The organism is Pseudodesulfovibrio portus (assembly GCF_026000375.1).
GTDB classification, from domain to species: Bacteria; Desulfobacterota; Desulfovibrionia; order Desulfovibrionales; family Desulfovibrionaceae; genus Pseudodesulfovibrio; species Pseudodesulfovibrio portus.
In genome coordinates, this window is record NZ_AP026708.1 from 594,046 (window position 1) to 616,059 (window position 22,014).

The 22,014-nt window shown below is 60.8% G+C and carries 21 protein-coding genes; 6 read left to right on the forward strand and 15 right to left on the reverse strand.

What is annotated here, in order from left to right; all coding sequences use genetic code 11:
- Positions 1 to 46: 46 nt before the first annotated feature.
- The 5 genes from OO730_RS03005 to OO730_RS03025 form a co-directional block, all read right to left on the reverse strand.
- Positions 47 to 598, reverse strand: a complete 552-nt coding sequence (locus tag OO730_RS03005; RefSeq protein WP_264983099.1) for a Fe-S-containing hydro-lyase — start codon at positions 596 to 598, stop codon at positions 47 to 49.
- A complete protein-coding gene (locus tag OO730_RS03010) occupies positions 598 to 1,437 on the reverse strand; it encodes a fumarate hydratase (RefSeq protein WP_264983100.1) in 840 nt (279 codons plus the stop codon). The genes OO730_RS03005 and OO730_RS03010 overlap by 1 nt, the downstream gene beginning before the upstream one ends.
- A 114-nt stretch (positions 1,438 to 1,551) precedes the next feature.
- Positions 1,552 to 2,289: a fumarate reductase iron-sulfur subunit gene (locus OO730_RS03015; protein ID WP_264983101.1), complete on the reverse strand. Its 738-nt coding sequence runs from the start codon at positions 2,287 to 2,289 to the stop codon at positions 1,552 to 1,554.
- On the reverse strand, positions 2,290 to 4,143 hold the full coding sequence (locus OO730_RS03020) for a fumarate reductase flavoprotein subunit (protein ID WP_264983102.1): 1,854 nt from the start codon (positions 4,141 to 4,143) through the stop codon (positions 2,290 to 2,292).
- Between the two features lie 13 nt (positions 4,144 to 4,156).
- On the reverse strand, positions 4,157 to 4,807 hold the full coding sequence (locus OO730_RS03025; RefSeq protein WP_264983103.1) for a succinate dehydrogenase/fumarate reductase cytochrome b subunit: 651 nt from the start codon (positions 4,805 to 4,807) through the stop codon (positions 4,157 to 4,159).
- A 519-nt stretch (positions 4,808 to 5,326) separates the two neighbouring features.
- On the opposite strand from OO730_RS03025, the gene OO730_RS03030 reads away from it, so the two are divergent.
- Complete coding sequence (locus OO730_RS03030; RefSeq protein WP_264983104.1) at positions 5,327 to 7,951, forward strand: M16 family metallopeptidase; 2,625 nt, start codon at positions 5,327 to 5,329, stop codon at positions 7,949 to 7,951.
- Positions 7,952 to 8,066: 115 nt separating this feature from the next.
- The gene (locus OO730_RS03035) at positions 8,067 to 8,402 is read left to right on the forward strand and encodes a hypothetical protein (protein WP_264983105.1); all 336 of its coding nucleotides are present in this window, start codon (positions 8,067 to 8,069) and stop codon (positions 8,400 to 8,402) included.
- Positions 8,403 to 8,730: 328 nt separating this feature from the next.
- On the opposite strand, the gene aroC is transcribed toward OO730_RS03035, so the two are convergent.
- Genes aroC through aroL form a run of 4 tightly spaced genes read right to left on the reverse strand, consistent with a single transcriptional unit; the run spans position 8,731 to position 12,424 of the window.
- Positions 8,731 to 9,795 (reverse strand): chorismate synthase, encoded by a 1,065-nt coding sequence (gene aroC, locus OO730_RS03040; protein ID WP_264983106.1) that lies wholly within the window; start codon positions 9,793 to 9,795, stop codon positions 8,731 to 8,733.
- A 9-nt stretch (positions 9,796 to 9,804) separates the two neighbouring features.
- Complete coding sequence (locus tag OO730_RS03045) at positions 9,805 to 10,464, reverse strand: potassium channel family protein (protein WP_264983107.1); 660 nt, start codon at positions 10,462 to 10,464, stop codon at positions 9,805 to 9,807.
- Between the two features lie 32 nt (positions 10,465 to 10,496).
- Positions 10,497 to 11,858 (reverse strand): TrkH family potassium uptake protein, encoded by a 1,362-nt coding sequence (locus OO730_RS03050; RefSeq protein ID WP_264983108.1) that lies wholly within the window; start codon positions 11,856 to 11,858, stop codon positions 10,497 to 10,499.
- Between the two features lie 44 nt (positions 11,859 to 11,902).
- Positions 11,903 to 12,424 (reverse strand): shikimate kinase AroL, encoded by a 522-nt coding sequence (gene aroL / locus OO730_RS03055; protein ID WP_264983109.1) that lies wholly within the window; start codon positions 12,422 to 12,424, stop codon positions 11,903 to 11,905.
- Between the two features lie 124 nt (positions 12,425 to 12,548).
- On the opposite strand from aroL, the gene OO730_RS03060 reads away from it, so the two are divergent.
- Positions 12,549 to 13,562 carry a DUF933 domain-containing protein gene (locus OO730_RS03060; RefSeq protein WP_264983110.1) on the forward strand — a complete coding sequence of 338 codons (1,014 nt, stop codon included), beginning with the start codon at positions 12,549 to 12,551 and terminating at the stop codon, positions 13,560 to 13,562.
- 88 nt (positions 13,563 to 13,650) lie between these two features.
- Positions 13,651 to 13,869, forward strand: coding sequence for a ferredoxin (locus tag OO730_RS03065; protein WP_264983111.1), 219 nt, complete (start codon positions 13,651 to 13,653; stop codon positions 13,867 to 13,869).
- Between the two features lie 81 nt (positions 13,870 to 13,950).
- On the opposite strand, the gene OO730_RS03070 is transcribed toward OO730_RS03065, so the two are convergent.
- The 6 genes from OO730_RS03070 to OO730_RS03095 form a co-directional block, all read right to left on the reverse strand.
- Positions 13,951 to 15,111 carry a hypothetical protein gene (locus OO730_RS03070; RefSeq protein ID WP_264983112.1) on the reverse strand — a complete coding sequence of 387 codons (1,161 nt, stop codon included), beginning with the start codon at positions 15,109 to 15,111 and terminating at the stop codon, positions 13,951 to 13,953.
- A complete protein-coding gene (locus OO730_RS03075) occupies positions 15,108 to 15,674 on the reverse strand; it encodes a type I restriction enzyme HsdR N-terminal domain-containing protein (protein WP_264983113.1) in 567 nt (188 codons plus the stop codon). The genes OO730_RS03070 and OO730_RS03075 overlap by 4 nt, the downstream gene beginning before the upstream one ends.
- Positions 15,675 to 15,775: 101 nt before the next feature.
- On the reverse strand, positions 15,776 to 16,591 hold the full coding sequence (locus OO730_RS03080; protein WP_264983114.1) for a DUF169 domain-containing protein: 816 nt from the start codon (positions 16,589 to 16,591) through the stop codon (positions 15,776 to 15,778).
- Between the two features lie 209 nt (positions 16,592 to 16,800).
- Entirely contained in the window at positions 16,801 to 17,307 is a 507-nt protein-coding gene (locus tag OO730_RS03085) for a hypothetical protein (RefSeq protein ID WP_264983115.1), read from the reverse strand.
- A 7-nt stretch (positions 17,308 to 17,314) separates the two neighbouring features.
- Positions 17,315 to 18,640 (reverse strand): ABC1 kinase family protein, encoded by a 1,326-nt coding sequence (locus OO730_RS03090; RefSeq protein ID WP_264983116.1) that lies wholly within the window; start codon positions 18,638 to 18,640, stop codon positions 17,315 to 17,317.
- Positions 18,624 to 19,364 (reverse strand): TetR/AcrR family transcriptional regulator, encoded by a 741-nt coding sequence (locus tag OO730_RS03095; RefSeq protein WP_264983117.1) that lies wholly within the window; start codon positions 19,362 to 19,364, stop codon positions 18,624 to 18,626. The genes OO730_RS03090 and OO730_RS03095 overlap by 17 nt, the downstream gene beginning before the upstream one ends.
- Before the next feature lie 113 nt (positions 19,365 to 19,477).
- Between OO730_RS03095 and OO730_RS03100 the strand changes: the two genes are divergently transcribed.
- Positions 19,478 to 19,999 carry a DUF2867 domain-containing protein gene (locus OO730_RS03100; RefSeq protein WP_264983118.1) on the forward strand — a complete coding sequence of 174 codons (522 nt, stop codon included), beginning with the start codon at positions 19,478 to 19,480 and terminating at the stop codon, positions 19,997 to 19,999.
- Between the two features lie 126 nt (positions 20,000 to 20,125).
- On the forward strand, positions 20,126 to 22,009 hold the full coding sequence (locus tag OO730_RS03105) for an acyltransferase family protein (protein ID WP_264983119.1): 1,884 nt from the start codon (positions 20,126 to 20,128) through the stop codon (positions 22,007 to 22,009).
- Positions 22,010 to 22,014: the final 5 nt, after the last annotated feature.

Consider the following 22,014-nt stretch of genomic DNA (forward strand, 5'->3'; position numbering starts at 1 on the left):
AATTCAGGGGTCGGGCTCCAAAGCGCCCAACCCCTGCTTGTCTCAATTATTCAGCGGTGTCAAGCTTGGGTTTGACGTACAATTCCCCGCCATGACAGTCATTGATGACCAACAGCGGAAAATCCTTCACTTTCATTGCGCGGATTGCCTCCGGCCCCAACTCCTCGAAGGCGATGACCGTGGATTCCACTATGGAATTGGACAGGAGCGCGCCGGCGCCGCCGGTGGCGCCGAAGTACACGCCCTTGTGTTCCTTCATGGCCGCCTTGACCTCGTCGTTGCGCTTGCCCTTGCCGATGGACGCCTTCATGCCGAGCGCGTGCAGGCGGGGGGCATACGTGTCCATGCGGTAGCTGGTGGTGGGACCGGCCGACCCGATGGGACGGCCCGGAGGGGCCGGGGAGGGACCCACGTAATAGATGGCGGAACCCTCGAGCTCGAACGGCAATTCCTTGCCCGCGTCCAGCAGTTCAAACAGCTTTTTGTGGGCCGCGTCGCGCGCGGAGTGAATGGTGCCGGTCAAAAAGACCACGTCACCGGCCTTGAGCTGCTCGATGTCCGCATCCGTCAGGGGGGTGTTCAGCTTGTATTCGGCCATTAGAGTTCGACCTCCTCGTGACGCTGGGAGTGGCACTGGACGTTGACGGCCAGCGGCAGGGACGCCAGGTGGCACGGTTCCATGGTTATCTTGACGCCGAGCACGGTGGTCTTGCCGCCGAGCCCCATGGGGCCGATGCCCAGCGCGTTGATGGCCTCTTCGAGTTCCTTTTCCTTGGCCGCGATTTCCGGATCGGGATGGGTATCGTCAAGGGTGCGCAAAAGTCCCCGCTTGGCGATCTTGGCGGCGTGCTCGAAGGTGCCGCCGATGCCCACGCCGATGACGGTGGGCGGGCACGGGTTGGGCCCGGCCTCGGCCACGCGGTTGACCACGAACTTCTTGATGCCCTCCCAGCCCTGGGCCGGTGCCAGCATGGTCACGCGGGACATGTTCTCGGCCCCGCCGCCCTTGGCCATGTAGGCGATCTTGAGCTTGTCGCCGGGAACCATGTCGAAATGCACGATGGCCGGGGTGCCGTCGCCCGTGTTGGCGCGGGTCAGCGGATCACACGCGGACTTGCGCAGGTAGCCGTCGGCGTATCCCTTGCGCGTCCCCTCGTCGATGGCCTCGCGCAAGTTGCCGCCCACCACCCTGCAGTCGTCGCCCACTTCCACGAAGTAGACGGCCAGGCCGCAGTCCTGACACAGGGGCAGCTTGGTCTCCAGGGACAGGTCGGCGTTCTCCAACAACTGGCGCAGGACTTCCTTGGCCGACGGAGACGTCTCCTCGGCCATGGCCTGCTCGAACTTGTTGCGGACATCTGCGGGAAGCTCGGTGTTCGCCTTGATGCACATGGCGGCGACGGCTTCCACGACGTCCGAATATTGAATGTCTCTCATGACAACTCCTCACACCCGGGTTTACCGGGCAGGGGGTGCGGCATCAGCACCCTTCTCATATAAGTTGGTATGAAAAAACCGGGAAGGGCACACGCCCTCCCCGGTTCGTCAAAGCTATTTCTTGAATATCCGCTTCAGGGACGTGATGCCCATCTTCCTTCTCAGGAAGCCGAGCTGGTTCTGCAACGGCAGGTGTTTCGGGCAGACGTCTTCGCAGGCCAGCAACCCCATGCAGCCGAAGATGCCCATGTCGTTGCCGATGATCTCGTAGTAGTCGTTTTCAGAACGCTGGTCGCGCGGGTCGATGAGGAACCGGGCAACGCGGTTGAGGGCGGCAGCGCCGATGAAGTCGTCGCGCAGCCGGGCCGTGCCGCAGGCGGAGATGCAGCAACCGCACTCCACGCACCGCTCCAGCTCGTAGATGGCCACGGCGTCCTTGTTGTCCATGCGCTCCTCAAGGGCTGTCGGATCGAACTCCTTGTCGGTGTGGATCCAGGACTCGGTGGCGGTGTACATCTCGCGGAACCAGGAACCGGTGTCCACGGACAGGTCGCCCACCAGCTTGAAGACAGGCAGGGGCAGCAGCGTGATCTCGCCGGGCAGGTCCCTGGTCTTGGTGTGGCAGGCCAGGCCGGGTCGGCCGTTGATGACCATGCCGCAGGAGCCGCAGATGCCCGCGCGGCAGCAGAAATCGAACTGCAGGGACGGGTCCTGCTCTTCCCTGATGCGGTTCAGGGCGATGAACAGGGTCATGGAGTCGGTCTCTTCCAGCACGAACTCCTGCATGTGCGGTTCGGACTGGGTGTCCTCGGGATTATACCGGAATATATTGAATTTCAGTAATCTGGACATTTATTTACCCTTCTTTCCCTTGCCCTTCGGGGTGTCGGCGCTGATGATTTCGGACTTGCCGTATCCACGGTCTCCCGGAGGAATCTCCACGACCTCGGTGGCCGGTTCGTATTCGAGCGTCGGCAACGTGTCATCCGTGTTCTTCCAGTAGGCCAGTGTGCGGTTGAGCCAGTCGCGGTCGTTCCGCGCGGTGAAGTCCTCGCGGTTGTGGGAGCCGCGCGACTCGGTGCGCTGCAACGCGCCGTAGGCGACCATGAGCGCCATCTTGACCTGGCCTTCGAGCTTCAGGGCGGACGCCAGTTCCGGGTTCACGCCCTTGCCGTCGGAGCGCAGGCCCACGTTCTTGGAACGGATGAGCGCCTCCTGCAACTCGGCGACGCAGGCTTCAAGACCCTGCTGGTTGCGGAAGATGTTTGCGCCTTTATGCAGAGCGTCCTGCATGGCCTTGCGGACCTTGTAGACGTTCTCGGAACCGTTGGTGCAATTGACCAGGGCATCGATGCGGGACTGCTGCTTCCTGACCTCGTCGTTGATCAGCGAAGTCTTGAACTCGGTCTCGCTGCCTTCGAGGTATTCCGCGATCTTGCGACCGATGATGCCGCCCGCGACCACGGTCTCGGCCAGGGAGTTGCCGCCCAGCCGGTTGAAGCCGTGCATATCCCAGCAGGCGGCCTCGCCCGCTGCGAACAGCCCCTTGAGGCCGTATGCAGCACCGTCCTTGTTGGTGCGCACGCCGCCCATGGAATAGTGCTGGGTCGGACGCACCGGGATGAGCTGGTGAATGGGATCGACGCCCAGGAAGGACGTACAGATCTCGTACACTTCCCTGAGCTTGCCGGTGATGTGCTCCTCGCCCAGATGGCGGATGTCGAGCCACAGGTGCTCGCCGTAGGGCGACTTGACGCCGTGGCCTTCGCGCATGTGATGGGTCATCCAGCGTGAAACCACGTCGCGGGAGGCCAGCTCGGCCTTGTCCGGCTCGTATTCGTGCATGAACCGCTTCTCGTTGACATCCAGGAGGGTCCCGCCGTCGCCGCGGCAGCCCTCGGTGACGAGGATGTCCGTGGGCACGATGCCGGTGGGATGAAACTGGACCGCCTCCATGTTGCCCATGGGGACCACGCCGGTATTGAGGCACATGGTGTGCGCGCCGCCGTCGCAGATGACGGCGTTGGTGGTGTTGGGGTAGATGCGCCCGAAGCCGCCCGCAGCGATCATGGTCGCCTTGGACAGGTAGACGCGCAGCTCGCCGGTGCGCAGGCAACGGGCGACCACGCCGAAGCAGGTCTCGCCGTCCTGGATCAGGGCGATGGCCTCGGTCTTGTCATGGACCTCGACGCCCTTCTCGGCGCACCGGTTGTCCATGGTGCACATGACCGCGTGGCCGGTGCCGTCCGAGGTGTAGCAGGTGCGCCACTTGGCCGTGCCGCCGAAGGAGCGGGCCATGATAAGCCCTTCCTTGTCCTCGGCCTCGACCTTCTCGAACTGCTTGCCGCCCTTGTAGTAGATGGACTTGCCCGGAACCACGCGGTTCCACGGCACGCCCCAGTGGGCCAGGCGGCGCATCTCGATGGGGGCCGTGTCGGCGAACAGCCGGGCGACCTCCTGGTCGCAGCCCCAGTCGGAGCCCTTGACCGTATCCGCGAAATGGACGTCGGGACAGTCGCCCTCGCCCATGACCGAGTTGCCCAGGGAAGCCTGCATGCCGCCCTGTGCTGCGGAGGAATGGGACCGGCGAGCCGGGACCAGGCTCAGGCAAATGGCGGAGAAACCGGCGTCGGCCGCCTGAACGGCAGCGCGCTCGCCCGCCAGACCCGCGCCGACAACAAGAAAATCGGTGTAGATAGTCTGCATGGCAATTTCTCCGTTAGTTGACGGCCAGGAAAAGGAACCGGACCAGTGTGATCAGGCCGATGCCGATGAATATCAAGGTGAGGATATTCTCACCCCGCTTGAACCGGGAGCGATCCTTGTCCTTGACGAACCCCCACTTGACCCCGATGCGGTAGAAACCGATGCCCACGTGCAACTCGGCCAGGGGCAGGAGGAAAAGGTAGAACACGGCCCAGAACCCGCCCTGGATGCGGGCGGCGGACTTGGCGGCGGTGATGGGCAGGTCGGTCAGGACCACCCACATGTGGATGGAACCCATGACCAGAATGAGCATGGCGGAGACGGCCTGGACAACCCACAGCCAGGTGTCGCCGTGACGCATCATCCTGGCGTGCTGCCAGATGGTCTTCTGGCCGTCCATGCGGAAGGGTATCTTCCGGGCAGCCAGCACGAAGTGCATCAGGAATACGAGAAAAATAAGCGGGCCGCCGACCTGAGCCATGCCGGTCGCCTCGAAAAACCAGGCGATGGCGTTCATGACATCAGGGCTGATGACGACACTGGAAACCAGTAGCATGTGGCACCACATGAACAAAATCAGGCTGACGCCGGACAGCATTTGAAGCCAGTCCAGAGCGCCATCCCACTTGCCGGATTTGCCCGCCGGTGCGTACGAGATGGACATTCATTCCCTCCATTTGGTTGAACACGGAAGCTCCCTTGACAATCAAGGTATAAACCTATGCAAGCCAAGAGAAATTTGTCAATATCTCCAAGTCTCTCCCAACCGTTGAAACCGTTGTCCCGCGCGGGTTGAAAAGGACGTAAAACCCATTGATTGCTTGGTCAAACAACACCTCGGCAAGGGGAGAAACTTTTTTTCGAAAAAAACCGATTTTCCCCCGGACTCCGCCGGAAAATGCTCAAATCGACGTTTTGATCCGCCAATTCACGTCTTTTCAGTCCCGGGGGTTTTCATTTGTCCGGGCCTCGGGTAGGGTTTCGCCCTGCCCTGACTGCAACCGTCGGCTGCACCTTGCCAGCCGGTTTTTCATCCTTATCTTCAATCCGACAGGCTCACTGTCCTAACTATAGAGTAATATCTGCCGAACATGACCGACACATACGGAGATTTCCCATGTTCCGAACATTATTATTGCTGGTCGGCGCCCTTGTGCTCGCAACCGGCTGCCAGGCCACGCATATGAAACAAACCGATACGGCAAAAAAGCAACCGGACGCAGTCCTCCCATCCCTGGCCGGAGCCGCGGGCGGTGAAACGCACGTGATCACGCTCAAAAACGGCCTTCGCATACTGATCAAGGAAGACGACCGGTTCCCGCTTGCCAGCGTCAAGCTCTGGGTCCATGCCGGTTCCGGCTACGAGACCCCGGACATCGCGGGCATAAGCCACCTCCTGGAGCACATGGTCTTCAAGGGCACGGAGAAACGCGCCATGGGCAAAGTGGCCATGGACATCGAATCCGTGGGCGGCAACCTCAACGCAGGCACCAGCTTCGACTACACCGTCTATTACGTGGACGTGCCCGCCGACCAGTGGCGGCTCGGGCTCGACACCATTACGGACATGGCCTTCCACTCCCTCATCGATCCCAATGAGCTGGAGAGTGAAAAGAAGGTGGTCATCGAAGAGCTGGAACGCGGCGAGGACAGCCCGAACCGCAGGCTGTTCAAGACCCTGCAATCCATGATCTGGAAGGGCACCAGCTACGAATGGCCGGTCATCGGCTACCATGAAACCGTCCTGGGGATCACCCGGGCGACCATAAAGCAGTATATCGCCGAAAACTACCAGCCCCAGTCCATGCTTCTGACCGTGGTCGGCAAGATCGACCCGGACGAAGTGCTGGCCGAGGCCGAACGCCTTTTCGGTCACCTCCGGAACACCCAGCCCCTGACCCCGCCTGAAATCATCGAGGTCCCGCAGATCGGCCAGGGCCCGCGCGTGGTCAAGATGGAAGGCAAGTGGAACAAGGTCTACCTGGCCGCCGCCTTCCCCATCCCGCACAGCGGCTCGGTGGAAAACACCGGCCTGGAGGTCCTGTCCCACATCATGGGCGGCGACGACACCTCCCGGCTCTACCGGACCTTCAAGTACGACAGGCAGCTGGTGGACGACATCTCGGCCACCACCATTCCCCTGGAGCGGGGCGGCATCTTCTATATCTCCGCCACCCTGGACGCGGACAAGGTGGATGAATTCTGGACCGGACTGAACACCGAACTGTCCGCATTCACCCCCCTTGACTTCACGGATCAGGAGCTGGACCGCGCCAAGCTGAACCTGGAAAGTTCGCTCTTCCTGTCCAAGGAGACCCTGTCCGGCCTGGCCAGCAAGCTCGGCTACATGGAATTCTTCGAGGACGGCGAGCAGGCCGAAAAGAACTACCTCCACGACCTGCGACAGGTCACCCGTAAGGAAATGGACGAGCTGTATCATAAATACGTCCGGCCCGACCAACTGGCCGTGGCCGTACTCGTTCCCGAGGGCAACGGCGTGCATGAGGACAAGCTCACGGCCATCACCAACGAGGTGTGGCCGGTCAAGGACGCCGCCCAGGCCGAAGCCGTGGTCACGCAGGACGCCGCGCCGGAGGAGATGGCGCTGCCCGGCGGCAGCAAGCTCGTGCTCCTGCCCGACAGCACCCTGCCCTACACGGCCATGAGCCTGTATTGGGTAGGCGGCGACGGGGAACTGACCCCGGATCAGCAGGGATTGGCCGCGCTGACGGCCACCGCGCTGACGCGCGGCACCATGCGCATGTCCGCCACCGAGGTGCAGGACTTTCTGTCCGACCATGCGGCCGCCCTGAGTTCCACCTCCGGCCGCAACGTCTTTGCCCTGGAAACGAAATTCCCCACCCGGTTCACCGACGACCTCCTGCCGCTGATCACCGAGACCCTGACCTCGCCCGCCTTTGACAAGACCGAGGTGGCCCGCGCCAAGCAGGACCAGATCGCGTCCATCAAACGAAGCGAGGACCAGCCCCTGGGACTGGCCTTCCGCCACCTGTTCCCCTTCCTGTACAAGACCGGGCCGTACGCCCTCCTGCGCCAGGGAACCCCTGAGGGAGTGGAAGGATTCACCAACGCGGACATCATCCGCTTCTGGAATCGGCAATCCATGCAGCCCTTCACCCTGGCCGTATGCGGCCAGTTCGACAGGGCCGCCATCACCAAGTTCGCCAAGGACATCGCCCGAACCCTGACCGCGCCGGTGAGCGAATACGAGTTCACCACGCCCGAGTGGGGCCAGGAACGGGAGATGAACCTCAAGCTGGCCGACAGAAAGCAATCGCACATCCTGATGACCTTCCCGGTTACGGGCAAGACCGACCTGGACGCTTCGGCCGAACTGTCCATGCTCAACGCCATCCTGTCCGGCCAGTCCGGTCTGCTCTTCCGCGACCTGCGGGACAAGCAGGGGCTGGCCTACACGGTCACGTCCATGCTCTGGCAGAGCACCAACACCGGTTTCATCACCCTGTATATCGGCACCAGCCCGGACACCGTGGACAAATCCCTGGACGGCTTCAGGAAGGTGCTGGGCGAACTGGCCGCCACCCCGCTTCCCGATGAGGAGCTGGCCCGCGCCCGCAACATCCTGTCCGGCGAATACTACCAGAACCACCAGTCCCTCATCTCCCGGTCCCGTCAGGCCGCGTCCCTGGTCACGCGAGGCTTTGACCGCGACTACGACGACAAGCTCATCGAACGGGCCAAGTCCGTCACCCCGGAGGAATTGCAAAACCTGGTCAGGCAATTCATGACGCCGGACAAGGCGTACATCATGACCGTCACACCGTAGGCTGAGAAATAGGCCGGACCGCAATGTCCGGCCTTTTTCTTTGCCACTTGCCCATGTCCGCACGGTGCGCTATATAGCTTCAACAAGGTCTAGAAAAACTATAGAGAGGACGGACATGGCGCTCATTTTCGGCTCGCCCAAGAAGGCTGCGGACAAGGACGACATAAAAAATGACCGGCGGCTGCACCTGGCCAAGGAGATGTACCTGGCCGGGAAGCTCAAGATCATGTCCACCGAGACCATCCCCGGACGCGAAATCCAGTCCGCCTTCGGCCTCATCGTCTGCCGCAGCTACGTCTTCGACAACGCCTTCTACGGCCTCATGGCCCAGGCCGTGGACGTCAACGCGGACGCCATCATCGGCTACCGCGAATCCGTGGCCTTTCACCCCGAGGGCGACAAATACTACTCCTGCTACGGCACCGCCGTACGCATGAAGAAGGTCAAGTAGGCGCCTCCGGCGGCTGGGGGAAGGGGAGAGGGGGACCCTTTGGAAAGGGTCCCCCTCTCCCCTTCCCCCAGACCCCCATCCCCTCTCCCCTCCTAAACTTTTTGTCGGCGCATCCGCGCGGGTGTGCGTTATCGAGACTAGTGGCCTCGAAAGCGGTTAAGTAAAAAAACACACGTCATCCGAACGGAAAACAGGCTCGACATGCTTACATGTCGAGCCTGTTTTCCGTTCGGATGGCACACCGCCGAAGGCGGCCATGGGGGTCTGCTCCCTGGTGGGTGCAGGGCGGAGCCCTGCCCGTCGGAGACGCCCTGCGGCGAGCACTCTCCTAATCACGCACCCCAAGCCTGCGGTCCATGAGCAGCATGTCGGCCAGTGTCAGGCAGACCATGGCCTTGAGCACCGGATTGATGCGCGGGATGGCCGCGATGTCGTGCCTGCCGCCAATGGTGATGGCCGTGGGTTCGCCCGTGGTGGTGACGGTGGATTGTTCCTGCGCGATGGACGGGATGGGCTTGACGTAGGCGCGGGCCACGATGTCCTGGCCCGAGGAAATGCCGCCGAGGACGCCGCCTGCGTTGTTGGACAGGAACCCGTCGGGTCCGATGGGGTCGTTGTTCAGGCTGCCCAGGGAGCAGGAGGCGTTCATGCCCGAGCCGATCTCCACGCCCTTGACCGCGCCAACGGACATGAGCGCGTAGGCCAGGCGGGCGTCCAGCTTGTCGAAGACCGGTTCGCCGAGCCCGGCAGGCACGGAGGTGGCCCGGACCTCGACCACGCCGCCCAAGGTGTCGCCCTGGGACTTCACGTCCTTGATGCGTTCTTCCCAGGCGGTGATGATGTCCGCATCCGGGCTGAAATAGGGGCGGTCCTGCGCGGACTCGAAATCAAAGTCGTTGGCCGGGATGCCGCCCAGCTCCACGGTATAGGCGTAAACCGCTATTCCCTCGGCCCGCAGCAGCTCCTGGGCGATGGCTCCACCCGCCACACGGGATACGGTCTCGCGCCCGGAGGAACGTCCGCCGCCCCTATAATCACGAAAGCCGAACTTGGCATTGAAGGAATAATCGGCATGACCGGGCCGGAACACGTCCTTGATCTTGGAATAATCCTTGGACCGCTGATCGCTGTTCTCGATGTAGAACCCGATGGGCGTGCCCGTGGTTCTCCCTTCGAATACGCCGGACAGGATCTTCACCCGGTCCGCTTCCTTGCGCGCCGTGGAGGCCAGTCCGCCCTGCCCGGGCCTGCGCTTGTCCAGCTCGAGCTGAATCATGGCCTCGTCCAGGGGAATCCCTGCCGGGCAGCCGTCCACCACTCCGCCCAGACCGGGACCGTGGGACTCGCCGAAGGTGGTCAACTTGAAAAGATCGCCAAAGGTGTTGCCGCTCATGTATGCTCCCTAGTAGGTCTTGACTTTGATGACATCCTCGGTCTTGCCGAGAAGTACCAGCACGTCGCCGTCCACCAATTGCCTGTCCGCCTGGGGAACGAAATGAAACTCCGACTCCCCGCTCTGCCTGAAAGCGATCACCTGGACCTGATACGAGTTGGTCAGGTTGAGCTCGCGCAGCGTCTTCCCGGCCCACTGGTCCACGACGATCTCGCGGGTGGCCACGTCCTTGCCCAGGCCGAAATACTCGTGCAGCCCCGGCGCGGCCAGCCGATGGGCCAACTGGAAGGCCACAAAGGCCTCCGGGAAAACGACAAAGGGCACGCCGAGCTTGTACAGCACCCGCTCGTGGGCCTCGCTGACCGCCTTGACCCAGATGTTCTTCACGCCGATGGATTGCAGGTTGAGCACCACCAGGATGGACGCCTCCATGGAATCGCCGGTGGACACGATGACCCGCTCCAGGTCCTTGAAACCTATCTGGGCGAGGGCCTTCTCATCCGTGGCGTCGGCCTCGAAAGTCTGGGCAAGGATATCCTGCGCCCTGCGGATGTATTCGGGATTGATGTCCACGCCGACCACCTTGATGCCCAGGTCCGTCAGGGCCGTGGCCAGGGACAGGCCGAACTTGCCCAGCCCGATGACGCCGACTTCCTTGTTCTTGATCATGTCTTCTCCTTAAATCTATTCGAACAGACGGTCTATCCGAACGGGAGGTTGGCCGTGGGCACCCTGAACCGCCTCTCGGACTGCCAGCTCTGCAAGGCCGACAGCAGCCAGACAGGCCCCAAGCGCCCGACGAACATGAGAATGATGACCGTCACCTTCTCGGCGTCGCCCAGCGAGGGGGTCAGCCCCGTGGACAGCCCGACCGTGGCAAATGCGGAAACGGTCTCGAAGACGTCGGCCAGGAACTCGTCCCGGGCCATCAGGTACGGCCCGGTGCCGCTGTCCAGGGCCGCCAGGATCATGGTTCCCATCCCCACCAGCAAAAATGACATCGTGACCAACGAAACCACCGTGTTCAGGGCGTGCTGGTCCAGGGCGAACCGGCCTATGCGGACCTGCCGCCATCCCCTGAACTGCGCCCAAATAAAGCCGCACAGGGCACGGAAGGTAGTGGTCTTGATGCCGCCCGCGCAGGACCCCGGCGAACCGCCCACGATCATGAGCAGCAACATGAAGGCCAGGGACACGTTGGTCATGGACCCGATCTCCACGGTGTTGAACCCGGCCGTCCGGCTGGTCACCGACTGGAACAGCGAGGTCCAGAAGTGATGCCAGAAACCGTGATTCGCGTTTCCGGCCGCCCCTTCGGCGAAAAAGATGACCACGGCCCCGATCACGACCAGGAAGAACGAGGTCTCCAGCACGATGCGCGAATGCCAGCTCAAACGAAGCGGGGTGCGCTTTTTGTTCTCGCGGAACAGGACCGCCCAAAACAGCGTGCCGCATTCGTTGAGTACGAAGAAGCCCAGCCCGCCGGCAATGATGAGCACCATGAACACCGTGTTGACGCCGCCGTGGCCCGCCCATTGGGTCAGGCTGTCGGAGTAGAGCGAGAACCCGGCGTTGCAGAAGGCGGACACGGAATGGAAGACCGCCGAATAGGGCGAGAACCCCACCGGGTCCATGGCCCACAGGATCAACGCGCCGAGTCCCTCGAGGGCGAACGTCCAAACCACCACCCGGAACAGGAATTTGGGCAGGCTGAAGCTCGGATCGCGCAGCAGGGACTGGCCCACTGCGATGCGGTCGTTGAGCGACACGTGCTTGCCCAGCAGGTGAATGATCAGCGTGGTGAAGGTCATGATGCCCAGGCCGCCCGCCTGTATGAGCGCCAGGATCACGTCCTGGCCGAAGGTCGAGAAATAGGTGCCCGTGTCCACCACGACCAGGCCGGTGACGCACATGGCCGAAGTGGCCGTGAACAGGGCGTCCACAAAGGACAGCGGACCGCCGGGATGACTGGCGTCCAGATACAGGAGGACGGTCCCGGTCAGGATGGCCCCGGCAAAGAACCAGACCGGCAGCCAGTACGGTGAAAGCAATTTATCGCGCATAGACTGTTACCGTATAGGCCTGTCGGCGCATCCTGTCAAAAAACCTAGACAATGGTTTCAAGCTCTTCCAGGGCTGCCTGCACCACCGCATCCACACTGGTCCCGGCGACCACCGCGTCGGCGCACCCCTCATAAAGCGGCGCGCGCTCGGCCAGCACTTCCCGGACCTCGTCGGCTATGGACCGGCCGGTCAGGGAAGGCCGCTGGGCCTCATTTGGATCGGCTTCGAGCCGCCGGGCCAGCTCGTCCGGCCCGGCCTTGAGATAGAGGGTGACGCCCGTCTTGAGCACGGCCCTGTTCTCCTCGCGCAGCACGATGCCGCCGCCGCAGCCGATGACCCGGCCGCCTGGAGCCGCCTCACGGGCCAACGTCTCGGCCTCTCTGTCGCGGAAGGCGTCCCAGCCGTTCCGTTCGACGTACTCGGCTATCTCCATGCCCACGGAGGCGACCAGGGAGTGGTCGGTGTCCACGAACTCGCGGCCAAGGCCCTCGGCCAGTCGGCGGCCCACGCTGGTCTTACCGCAGGCGCGCGGCCCGATGAGAAAGATGTTTCGCTTCAAGTCCATTGGGGGACCGTAGTGTAAAACCGCTTCGGCTTCAATCCTTTGCCCCCGCCACATATCATTTGCAATCCGTGTGAATGTTGATACCTTCCGCCCATCCCAACGATACCAATTCGAGGAGACATATATGAAAACTGCCATCTTCGGTTTCTCCGGCTGCGGCAAGACCGATCTGTTCGCTGCCCTGGCAGGCCCCGAGGCCGCCGCGGCGGGCAACCGGGCCATGGTCAAGGTGCCGGATGCGCGCCTGGACCCGCTTATCGCCCTCTTCAACCCGAAAAAGGTCGTGTACAGCGAGATCGAGTACCTGGACATCCCCGGCGGCGGGGGCAAGGGAACCGGACTCGGCGAACGCGTGCTCAACGAGGTGCGCCCCTACGACTGCTTCATCGGCGTGCTGGACGGCTTCTCCGGCATGAACGATCCCAAGCAGCAGTGGCAAGCCATCGAGGCGGACATGATGGTCTCGGACATGGCCGTCATCGAAAAGCGCCTTGAGAAGCTGGAGGTCGACGGCAAGAAGAACAAGGCCCTGGTCGACCCCAAGGAGCAGGAGGCCCTCAAGCGCGCCCTGGCCCTGCTCGAAGAGGAAAAGCCGCTGCGGGAAAGCGATGAGCTGTCCGCCATGCCCGAACTCAAGGGCTACAAGTTTCTGTCCATGCGCCCGGTACTCTATGCCTGGAACTGCCCCGAGGGCGAAGAGGCAGACGTGGAACTGCCCGCCGACGCGCCCGGCATGTCCCACATCGCGGTTTCCGCCAAGCTGGAACGCGAGCTGGCCGAAATCGACGACCCCGAGGAAAAGGCCATGTTCCTGACCGACCTCGGCATCACCGAGTCGGCCTTGGACAAGGTCATCGCCAAGACCTACGAGCTGCTCGGCCTGATTTCCTTCCTGACGGCGGGCGAAGACGAATGCCGCGCCTGGCCCGTTCGGGTGGGCTCCACCGCGCCCCAGGCTGCCGGAGTCATCCATACGGACTTTGAAAAAGGCTTCATCCGCGCCGAGGTCATCGGCTACGGGGACTTCCTCGAGTTCGGCGACTTCAAGAAGGTCAAGGACGCGGGCAAGGCCCGGCTGGAAGGCAAGGAATACGTTGTCCGGGACGGCGACATCATCGAATTCCGGTTCAACGTCTAGCCGCTGCATATCCATATCAGGAAAAAAACCGCCCTCTCCGGGCGGTTTTTTCTTGCCTTATACGCTAATAGGAATTATTACTATACTCATGAACAACACGAACACATGCACCAAGTACCGTGAGGTCGCCATCGAGTTGGGCGATTGCCGTTCCTGCCAGGGCTGCATCGACCTGAACCCCGATGTTTTCGAGTGGGACGAGGTTCTGGACATGCCCTATGTCTGCCGATCCAAGGTCACCGAAGACGAGGTCAGGGACATCATGAACGCCTGCCCAGAGGACTGCATCGTCTTTGTGGATTGTTAATTTCGAAACGGAATTTTTAAACGAAAAGGCCGGGCTTATGCCCGGCTTTTTCATATATTGGACTGTGGCTGAACAAGCTTATTATAGAGATTCTTTTGGGTGTTCAGAATTGAGAATGGACCGTGCTCGCTCAAGACGCGCCTCCAAGGCCTCAATCAACCCCGTGGAGACATTGGCCTCCCCGCCAATCGGATTGATGGTAAAACTGGACCCCAACAGTTTCCCAACCATGCGATAGATCAAATTGTCGTAATGGACGGTCTGTTTATCATAGAATTCAAACTTGATCCGCCGGTCCGGAAACCTGGATGGAAACGTGGTGTACCGCTGCCATCTGTCGGCTACACTCGTGATCCCCTTGATATTGTTCCATGGCACAAAGCACCGGCCGGTTTCCCCACATAGCGCAACGCCAACAGGGCTGGTCTCCAGGAGCGGTTTTCCGGGAAGGATGATTGCCAACGTCCAAAATGCAGTACCCATACCGAACAGGCAAATAAGCAACATCCCCCAGTTCACCCCATCTGGATGCGTCAGAGCCATTTTCACCACGACAGCAAAAAGAACAAGCAGGCACAAAAGGAGGATTTTCATTTTCCCGTCATTTCGTGTCACTCTGATTTCATCTGGAAGTTCTGCCTTGGAATCCTCAACGACAGGAATTGATGCTATCGCCCTGGAGGCAGGACTCGCCTGCTTCCAACGTTCCCGTAGGCGGCTGCATACCTGTTCCGGGGAAAGAGAGGTCACGTTCCGAAGATAGAGCTTGAGCTGATCGTCAGAGATTGCCTTTCTGGCCAACATCCGATCGATAGCGCTGTCGAAATACAACTCGTCAGAGGAGTGGAAATCGATAGTCACTGCGTAAAACATTCCGACACGCCCCCCGCGAGAGTACAACTCATACGGGACCAACTGAATATCCTTGATATTGTCCCAGGTGCAGAAACACCGCACCCTACCGCCGAAGACAATTCCCTCCGGCTGTGTCTCAAGATACTTTGAATTGCGGGTCAAGCTATATAATGCCCAGAGCAGCAGCGACAGGAAAGCCAAACCGAGAACCAACATGACGAAGCTCTCGAAAGAGAAAAAAACGGTGAACTTGGTGGCAAATCCATAGATTAGCAGGGAGAGGAAACTACCGACAAGAACCAGTCCAAACAAACACAGGACAATCGAAGTGGCCCGATTTCTGTTCTCAATGACGATCTCTTCCACCCGATCCGCCACGAGGGTCATTTCTTCCCCGGCATGGGCGGCAGCGAAACCTCGCAGTGATCGCCGCACACGAAGCCGCAGTAGGTGTGAAAGACGCGGGTCTGCTTCTCGCGCTGCTCGTCGGTGAGCGGCTTCATGTCCGCCTGCTCCACCATTTCAAGAAGCTTCTCATACTCCGGCACCGCGTTCATGGACCGGGCAACCGTGTCGCCGGTCTTCACGTCCAGCAGGGTGGCGTCCATGGTATCCGTGACCAGGGCATAGGGCACCGGGCCGCCCTCGATAAGCCGGGCTGCGCACACGGTCTCGCGCTCGAAAGTGCCCACGTCGCCCGCGCAAAACATGATGATGAAGATGGGCTTGCCCGCCTCGCCGTAGAGCACGAAGTCTACGGACCGTTCGAATTCCTCGCCGTCCACGCAATAGGTCAGCGGGACCTTGGCCTTGAGCCGGTCCCTGGGGTAGCCCTTCTCTTCCACCAGAAGACGGGCGAGAAGCTGACGGAACTCCTCAAAGGTGGTCTCGTCGATTTCCTCGCCGGTCAGGTAGTCGCGGAGCGTGCCGCCCAGACTGGTTTCGTGCATCAAATCACTTCCTTATTATCCATAAAATAACTCCCCTCCTCGCCGGAAGCAAGTGAGGGGAGTAAAATCGTCCGCACAGGCCGGGAATCCCGACAACTTCCTCAATGTCCGAGCAGCGTTTGCCAGGACGAAAGCTGGAATATGCTCTCCCCTGCCTCGGCTTCCATGGACTTGAAAAGCGGCATGGGGAGCGTCAGGGTCATGGCGTCATCCCGAAACCGCTTCCGCATCATCTCCCGACCGTCGAGACCGGTCATGCCCAGGACCGCCCGTGGTGCGGATGCATCCCCCTGAGCATAGGCGAAAGCAGTCAGGCTCATGCAGTCCGCCCCCTTCGGGACCTGCACCGGATCGGTTCCGGCCATGACGGACCCGGCAAGGGTGATCAGTCCGGCCAGCTCGACGGGAGTGACAGGAAAAATGACCGCCCGGACATTATCGTCGGCTTCCGTGAGGCTCAACGGCTTGAACAAAACGTATTCGTGCGGGATATCGTACCGTGGCAATTCATGCAGAATCCACTCCCTGGCCATATCGCCGCTGCTGTGCATTCGTTCCCCATGGGCGTACATGTCATGCCAGTTGGAAGGCGCATCCTCCATTATCTTTTCGTAAGCCGCCTTGTCCCTTGCCGAGGGAAGCCCCCTGCTGAACAAAGCCGCGTGCTGGTCGAGCATCGCCTCGGAGGAGTCGAAATCGACGCCAAATCCCAAAGCGGCCCGGCCGCCCGGGCACATGACGCTCTCACGGCTGCCTGCTGCCACCCTGCCCCGCCGCGACGCTTCGGAAAAAAGAAACAGGGTACAACCGAATCGTCCTTTCTTGAACTGAAAGGCATCCGAGGGAACGGTGTCGCTCCAGACAACCGCCACGGGCGCGAACTCCGGTCGCAGATTGTTCACGATAGCGCTGTCCATAGGAACTCCTGTACTTTGCCCCGTGCAGCCGGATCATCGCTGCAAGTCACCGGGCACGGCTATCAACGGCTGGGACTCAGCCCTACACCGCCAAATATGATCAATCGTTCATGCGTACATATAGGACAGAAATTCAAAACACAATACGCCAACTCGTGTTCACGGCAAAAGATCGTCTCGAATTCCTGAAGGACAGAGACCCATCTCCCCTATCGGGGCGCCCGAACAATGTCCGCGTTGCGGTTGAGCGGACAGACTTCCACCTGGCACTTCTTGCAGATATGACCGACCAGGCCGACCAGATAGCCGAAGGTCAGCGCCAGAAACGCGATCAGGAGTACCGGATCGGCAACAAGCCAATAGACGGGAATTGCGATGGTCCCGACAACGGCGACCATGGCCGCGCCGCCTTCCCACCCCTTGAGGCGTCCCTGCCTCGGCTCGACAAAAAGCTTCACCAGGGGCGCGGGCACAAAGAGACAGTCCCCGGCAACGAAGACATGCGGGCAGCGCGCACAGACCGAAAACCGCATGAGCAGGGTGTACGACACCCCGACAAACATCGCATAGCCCAGTGCCAGCCAGGGAGAGGCGGGCCACATCCCGTACCCGCCGACAAGGACAGACAGATAGAAGCTCAACCGGATGAGCATTTTTTCACCGAGGCTGAACGTGCGGATCGTGCCGCATGGTGCGTCGAACTTGCTGTCGGTCATGGTGAATCTACTCCTTTGTGCCGGGGGAAATCCCCGGGCACTCATAGGGATTGCGAAGCGATATGCGGCACTTGAGCTGTTCGTATATGCGCATCAGGCCATAGCGTGTCCGATCCAGAAAGACCAAGTCCGGATTCATGGTGAAATGCTTACGGTGGCGGAACATGGCCCGCATGATTTCCTTGCCCTCTCCGATATATCCGGTCTCCCTGCCGAAATCGAAATACTCGTCATCAAACAGCCGCCCCAGCCACACGCCAAAGGCATAGGCGCACTCGTAAATCGACTCCTTCGTCGCCTGATCGAGATCACTGTTCACCAGGTCCATGCTCCGAAGGGCGTCGAAGTATTCCTCCTTGTCGCCCTGGGTGATGATCTGCGGCAAACGCTGGTAGCAGGCCACGAATTCGGGGGTAAAACGCTTCACGCAACCGAAGTCCACCAATCCGACGGTGAGGTCGTCCGCGACGATGTAGTTCCCCGGATTCGGGTCGGCGTGGATGCAGTGCAACCCGTAAAAGCTCTTCAAAAAGATATCGTCGAGCCGTCGGGCCACCGTGTCCCGGGCCTCCTGGGACGGATCATCCTCCAGCCAATGGTTCAGGGTCTTCCCTTCCATGAAGGACATGCACAAAACGCGGTCCGTGCACAAATCCTCGTAAACCAACGGGGTCCGGACATTGTCCAGATTCAGGTTGTCCCGGAAAAAGCGGGCGTTCCCCGCCTCGGCCAGGTAGTCCGTCTCCTCCATGAACCGGGTCTCGATCTCGACGATGGTCGGCTCCAGCGCCTTGCGCTCGGCAAAGGGACGCAACAGCCCCCGCAACAGCCGGATGTCGTCGGTGATGGTTCGCCGAATGGTCGGATACTGGATTTTCAAGGCGTATTGTCCGCCGTCATGGCCCACGGCCCGGTGCACCTGCCCCAGGCTGGCGGCGGCAAAGGCCTGGGAGTCGAATGAGGCGAAGACATCCTCGGGCCGTTCCCCGTAGGCGTTGACCAGCACCTTGCGGGCCATGGCCCGGTTCATGGGCGGTACGTCGGTGTAGGACTTTTCCAATTCGCAACGAATCTCCGGCGGAAAAATATCCAGTTCGAGGCTCAACATCTGGGCGATCTTGAGCGCCGTGCCCTTGAGCCGACACAGGCCGCCGAACAGGACTTCGGCGCTTTTTTCGCTCATGGACCGTCGCTCCCGCTCCCTGTCCTCGGCCCGGACAAAGGGCTTGCGGGCGGCGTACTTCAGGTAAGCGCCGCCCATTCGCGCAGCTGTGCCGCCGAAGGCGAGCCCCCGGGCCAGCCGCCCTTCAGGTGTCTTATCGCTCTGCGGCATGACCCATGAACTCCTCTTTGAGCTTGGAGAACGTGTCCCGCTCGTCCATGAGCACCTCGATGCGGCTCAGAACGTGCGATTTGAACAGGAACGAGGCCAGGCCGGTGACCTTGTCCAACACACCGGCCTTGAGCATGGCATACCCCAGATCCAGACTCTTATCTATGAAGACGGTCGTGTTGGAGAACTGCTCGGAGTCGTCCCTGAGCCAATAGAGGGTCACGGCCACGAAGTAGTCCCAGATGCAATGATAGACCAGCTCCTTGAGCATCATGTCGGGCAATTCGCCGGATTCCACGGCCGCCTCGAACTGCTCCTTGACGATTTCGAGGAAACGGGCGCGGATGGCGCGCATTCCCTTGCCCGCAGGGACTGGGCGGAAAAAGACCGAGGAAAAGGTCTCGTCCACGAACTCCCGGTCTGCGAGATATCCTTCGAGCATGGTCTCGAACAGGACCTGCAGCCGCTCGCGCAGGGTGAAGCTGTCGTAGTCCTCCACCCGTTCCAGGGAATCTGCCGCCGTCTCCAGGGCCTCAAGGTAGTAGCCGTGGATAAGGGACTCCTTGGTGGGGAAGTAGTTGTATATGGTCGCATCCCCGATCCCGGCCTTCCGGGCCACGGCCCGCATGCTCATGGCCCGGAACCCCTTCTCGATCATCAGATCCACTGCGGCGTCCAGAATGGCCCGCCGGTTCTCCATCTTTTGCTTCGTGCTGATTTTCATGGCCACCTCTTCAATTGCTATCTATTAAAATCATTTTTCTTGCTCTTTATGTATAGCAATTATACATTAAGGTCAACCCACGCCACAAAACAATTCAACTCATGGAGAATATCATGTCCGACTTCGCACCCCTTGAAGCCATTCCGGCCCTGGCCGACCACCTGTCCGCCGTGAACTACCTGCACGTAAAGACCGTGGAGTCGCGGCAGTCCCTGCGTGAATTCGCTGCAACGAGCCTGTCCTACATGCCGGGCTGGATGCGCCTGCTCTACCGTGTCAGGGAGTATTTCGTCATGCTGCTCGGGACCAGGCAGGAGGACATGCCGGGCAAAGAGGCCATCGCCCCGAACGAGCTCTCCTTCAGACCCGGCGACCTCGGATCGTTCTTCACCGTCGTGGCCGGAGAGGAAGACCGGTTCTGGCTGGGCGAAGCCCGCGACGACATGATCGCCGGGTGCCTGGGATTCGTCTGCGAACCGGGAAAGGACGGCTTCAACCGTTTCCACCTGATCACCACGGCCACCTACCTGCGCCGGCAGGCCCGAATCTACTTCAACGTCATCCGTCCCTTTCACCACCTGGTCATCCACTCCATGGCCCGCCACGTCCTTGCCGAGGCGAAACGCCGGAGCTGAGCCCGGGCAACGGCTGCCATACCGATGCCGCTCAGCGACGTTTCATTTGCCAACTGGAGGATCCATCTGATAAATGAGAAACCCCGGTGAGGCCGACGCCTTCCCCACACAGAACTCGAACAACACATGATCAAATACAGACCTGAAATAGACGGCCTAAGGGCCATTGCCGTGCTCGGCGTCTTCTTCTTTCACCTTGACTGGGAACCGGCCAAGGGCGGCTGGCTGGGCGTGGACGTCTTTTTCGTCCTCTCGGGCTATCTGATTTCCTCCCTGCTGCTCAAGGAACTGTGGACCAAAGGCAGCATCTCCATATCCGACTTCTACCTGCGCCGCGCCCGGCGGATCATGCCCGCTCTGCTCACCTGCCTGATCTGCACCTTTCCCATCGGGATGCTCTTTTCGCGAACGTTCTTCTTCGACCAATACAACCAGTCGTCGCTGGCCGCCCTGGTCTCCGGGGCCAACATCTTCTTCTGGCTCCATTCCGGCTACAATGCCGTGGGGTCCGAATTCGTCCCGCTGCTCCACACCTGGACCCTGGGCGTGGAAGAACAATTCTATATTTTCATTCCCATGGTCTTCCTGCTCCTGGGCGTGCTCGACTCAAGCAGGCGAAAGCTCGTCTGGCTGTCCATCTTCGGACTGACCGTGGCCTCCTTTCTTCTGTGCCGCTACGGCACGCTGGTGGACCAGGACTTCAAATTCTACATGCTGCCCACCCGCATGTGGGAGTTGGCGCTGGGCACCTTCACGGCCCTTGCCACCCTGTCCTGGCCGGCCATCCGCTCGAATAAATGGGTCAACGAAATCGGCAGCGCCACCGGCCTGGCACTGATCCTGTTCTTTCTCTACCAATTCGGATTCCACTACACCTTCGCCGAAAAATCCCTGTTCATGTGCCTGACCACCGTGTTCTTCATCATCACGGTCAACGAGACCACCACGGCAGGCCGGTTGCTCAGCCTGGCGCCGGTCCGGTTCATCGGCAAGATATCCTACTCGCTCTATCTCTGGCATTGGCCGCTCATCGTCTGGAGGAACGTCGAGATATTCAAGGGATCAATCCAGCCATCCCCGGCGCTGAACCTGTCCATCCTCCTGGCGGCCGCCGCAGCCGCCACCCTGTCCTGGAAATTCATCGAGACCCCCTTCAGGAAAAAGCGCTCCTGGCGGGGCTGCCTCAAGCCGCTCCTCCCCATGGCCGGAACCGTGGCCGCCCTGGCCATGATCGGGCTGACCCTCATGGGCAACGACGCCAGCACCATCCGGCTGAACACCTTCGGGAAATATGCGGACTCGTCCTATGACGACACCGTACGCGGCATCTATCCGCGCCTCGGCCCGGCCGATCAGGAGCCGAAGTTCATACTCATGGGCGACAGCCACGGCAACGCAGTCGCCCCGGCCCTGCTTGAACTGGCCGACGAATACGGTATTGCGGGCATCGGGGCCACGCGGGGCGCGACCTACCCGCTCCCCGGCCTCCGCCGGGACAATCGCGTGGACGCGCCGCCCTATGTCCTGGAATGGTTCAACTACGTGCGAAAGCACGACATCAGGCACATCCTGATGGTGGCCAAATGGAATCGCCTCTACAAAACGGATACCCTGGCCTACACGGACAACAAGCCCGTCACCGAGGAGAACCTGCGCAACGACCTGCGCGCGGTGGTCAACGAATTCATCAGGGAAGGCAGGCAAATCTGGATCATGGATCAGGTCCCGCAATTCACCAAGGACCCCATCCTCATCGTCAGGGTCCTCGACGACCAGTATTCTGAGGAATATTCACCCGAGAAAATAAGGAATTTCCTGGCGGACACGTTCACCGATCCCGAGGCGGCGGGTATTCACATCCTTAACCCCGTGCCCCTCCTCCTGGACGGGAACCGCCTCAGGCCGATCAGGAACAATCTTTTCATGTACCGGGACCCCAATCACGTCAGCGTGGATGGCGCACTGGCCATCAAGGACGTCTTCCGTCCGTTTTTCCAAAGCATGTTGTAGCCGCT

Bases quoted from the DNA above. Each gene is read 5' to 3' on its own strand.
- OO730_RS03005 (WP_264983099.1), bottom strand. From the start codon at position 598: ATGGCCGAATACAAGCTGAACACCCCCCTGACGGATGCGGACATCGAG.
- OO730_RS03010 (WP_264983100.1), bottom strand. From the start codon at position 1,437: ATGAGAGACATTCAATATTCGGACGTCGTGGAAGCCGTCGCCGCCATG.
- OO730_RS03015 (WP_264983101.1), bottom strand. From the start codon at position 2,289: ATGTCCAGATTACTGAAATTCAATATATTCCGGTATAATCCCGAGGAC.
- OO730_RS03020 (WP_264983102.1), bottom strand. From the start codon at position 4,143: ATGCAGACTATCTACACCGATTTTCTTGTTGTCGGCGCGGGTCTGGCG.
- OO730_RS03025 (WP_264983103.1), bottom strand. From the start codon at position 4,807: ATGTCCATCTCGTACGCACCGGCGGGCAAATCCGGCAAGTGGGATGGC.
- OO730_RS03030 (WP_264983104.1), top strand. From the start codon at position 5,327: ATGAAACAAACCGATACGGCAAAAAAGCAACCGGACGCAGTCCTCCCA.
- OO730_RS03035 (WP_264983105.1), top strand. From the start codon at position 8,067: ATGGCGCTCATTTTCGGCTCGCCCAAGAAGGCTGCGGACAAGGACGAC.
- aroC (WP_264983106.1), bottom strand. From the start codon at position 9,795: ATGAGCGGCAACACCTTTGGCGATCTTTTCAAGTTGACCACCTTCGGC.
- OO730_RS03045 (WP_264983107.1), bottom strand. From the start codon at position 10,464: ATGATCAAGAACAAGGAAGTCGGCGTCATCGGGCTGGGCAAGTTCGGC.
- OO730_RS03050 (WP_264983108.1), bottom strand. From the start codon at position 11,858: ATGCGCGATAAATTGCTTTCACCGTACTGGCTGCCGGTCTGGTTCTTT.
- aroL (WP_264983109.1), bottom strand. From the start codon at position 12,424: ATGGACTTGAAGCGAAACATCTTTCTCATCGGGCCGCGCGCCTGCGGT.
- OO730_RS03060 (WP_264983110.1), top strand. From the start codon at position 12,549: ATGAAAACTGCCATCTTCGGTTTCTCCGGCTGCGGCAAGACCGATCTG.
- OO730_RS03065 (WP_264983111.1), top strand. From the start codon at position 13,651: ATGAACAACACGAACACATGCACCAAGTACCGTGAGGTCGCCATCGAG.
- OO730_RS03070 (WP_264983112.1), bottom strand. From the start codon at position 15,111: ATGACCCTCGTGGCGGATCGGGTGGAAGAGATCGTCATTGAGAACAGA.
- OO730_RS03075 (WP_264983113.1), bottom strand. From the start codon at position 15,674: ATGCACGAAACCAGTCTGGGCGGCACGCTCCGCGACTACCTGACCGGC.
- OO730_RS03080 (WP_264983114.1), bottom strand. From the start codon at position 16,591: ATGGACAGCGCTATCGTGAACAATCTGCGACCGGAGTTCGCGCCCGTG.
- OO730_RS03085 (WP_264983115.1), bottom strand. From the start codon at position 17,307: ATGACCGACAGCAAGTTCGACGCACCATGCGGCACGATCCGCACGTTC.
- OO730_RS03090 (WP_264983116.1), bottom strand. From the start codon at position 18,640: ATGCCGCAGAGCGATAAGACACCTGAAGGGCGGCTGGCCCGGGGGCTC.
- OO730_RS03095 (WP_264983117.1), bottom strand. From the start codon at position 19,364: ATGAAAATCAGCACGAAGCAAAAGATGGAGAACCGGCGGGCCATTCTG.
- OO730_RS03100 (WP_264983118.1), top strand. From the start codon at position 19,478: ATGTCCGACTTCGCACCCCTTGAAGCCATTCCGGCCCTGGCCGACCAC.
- OO730_RS03105 (WP_264983119.1), top strand. From the start codon at position 20,126: ATGATCAAATACAGACCTGAAATAGACGGCCTAAGGGCCATTGCCGTG.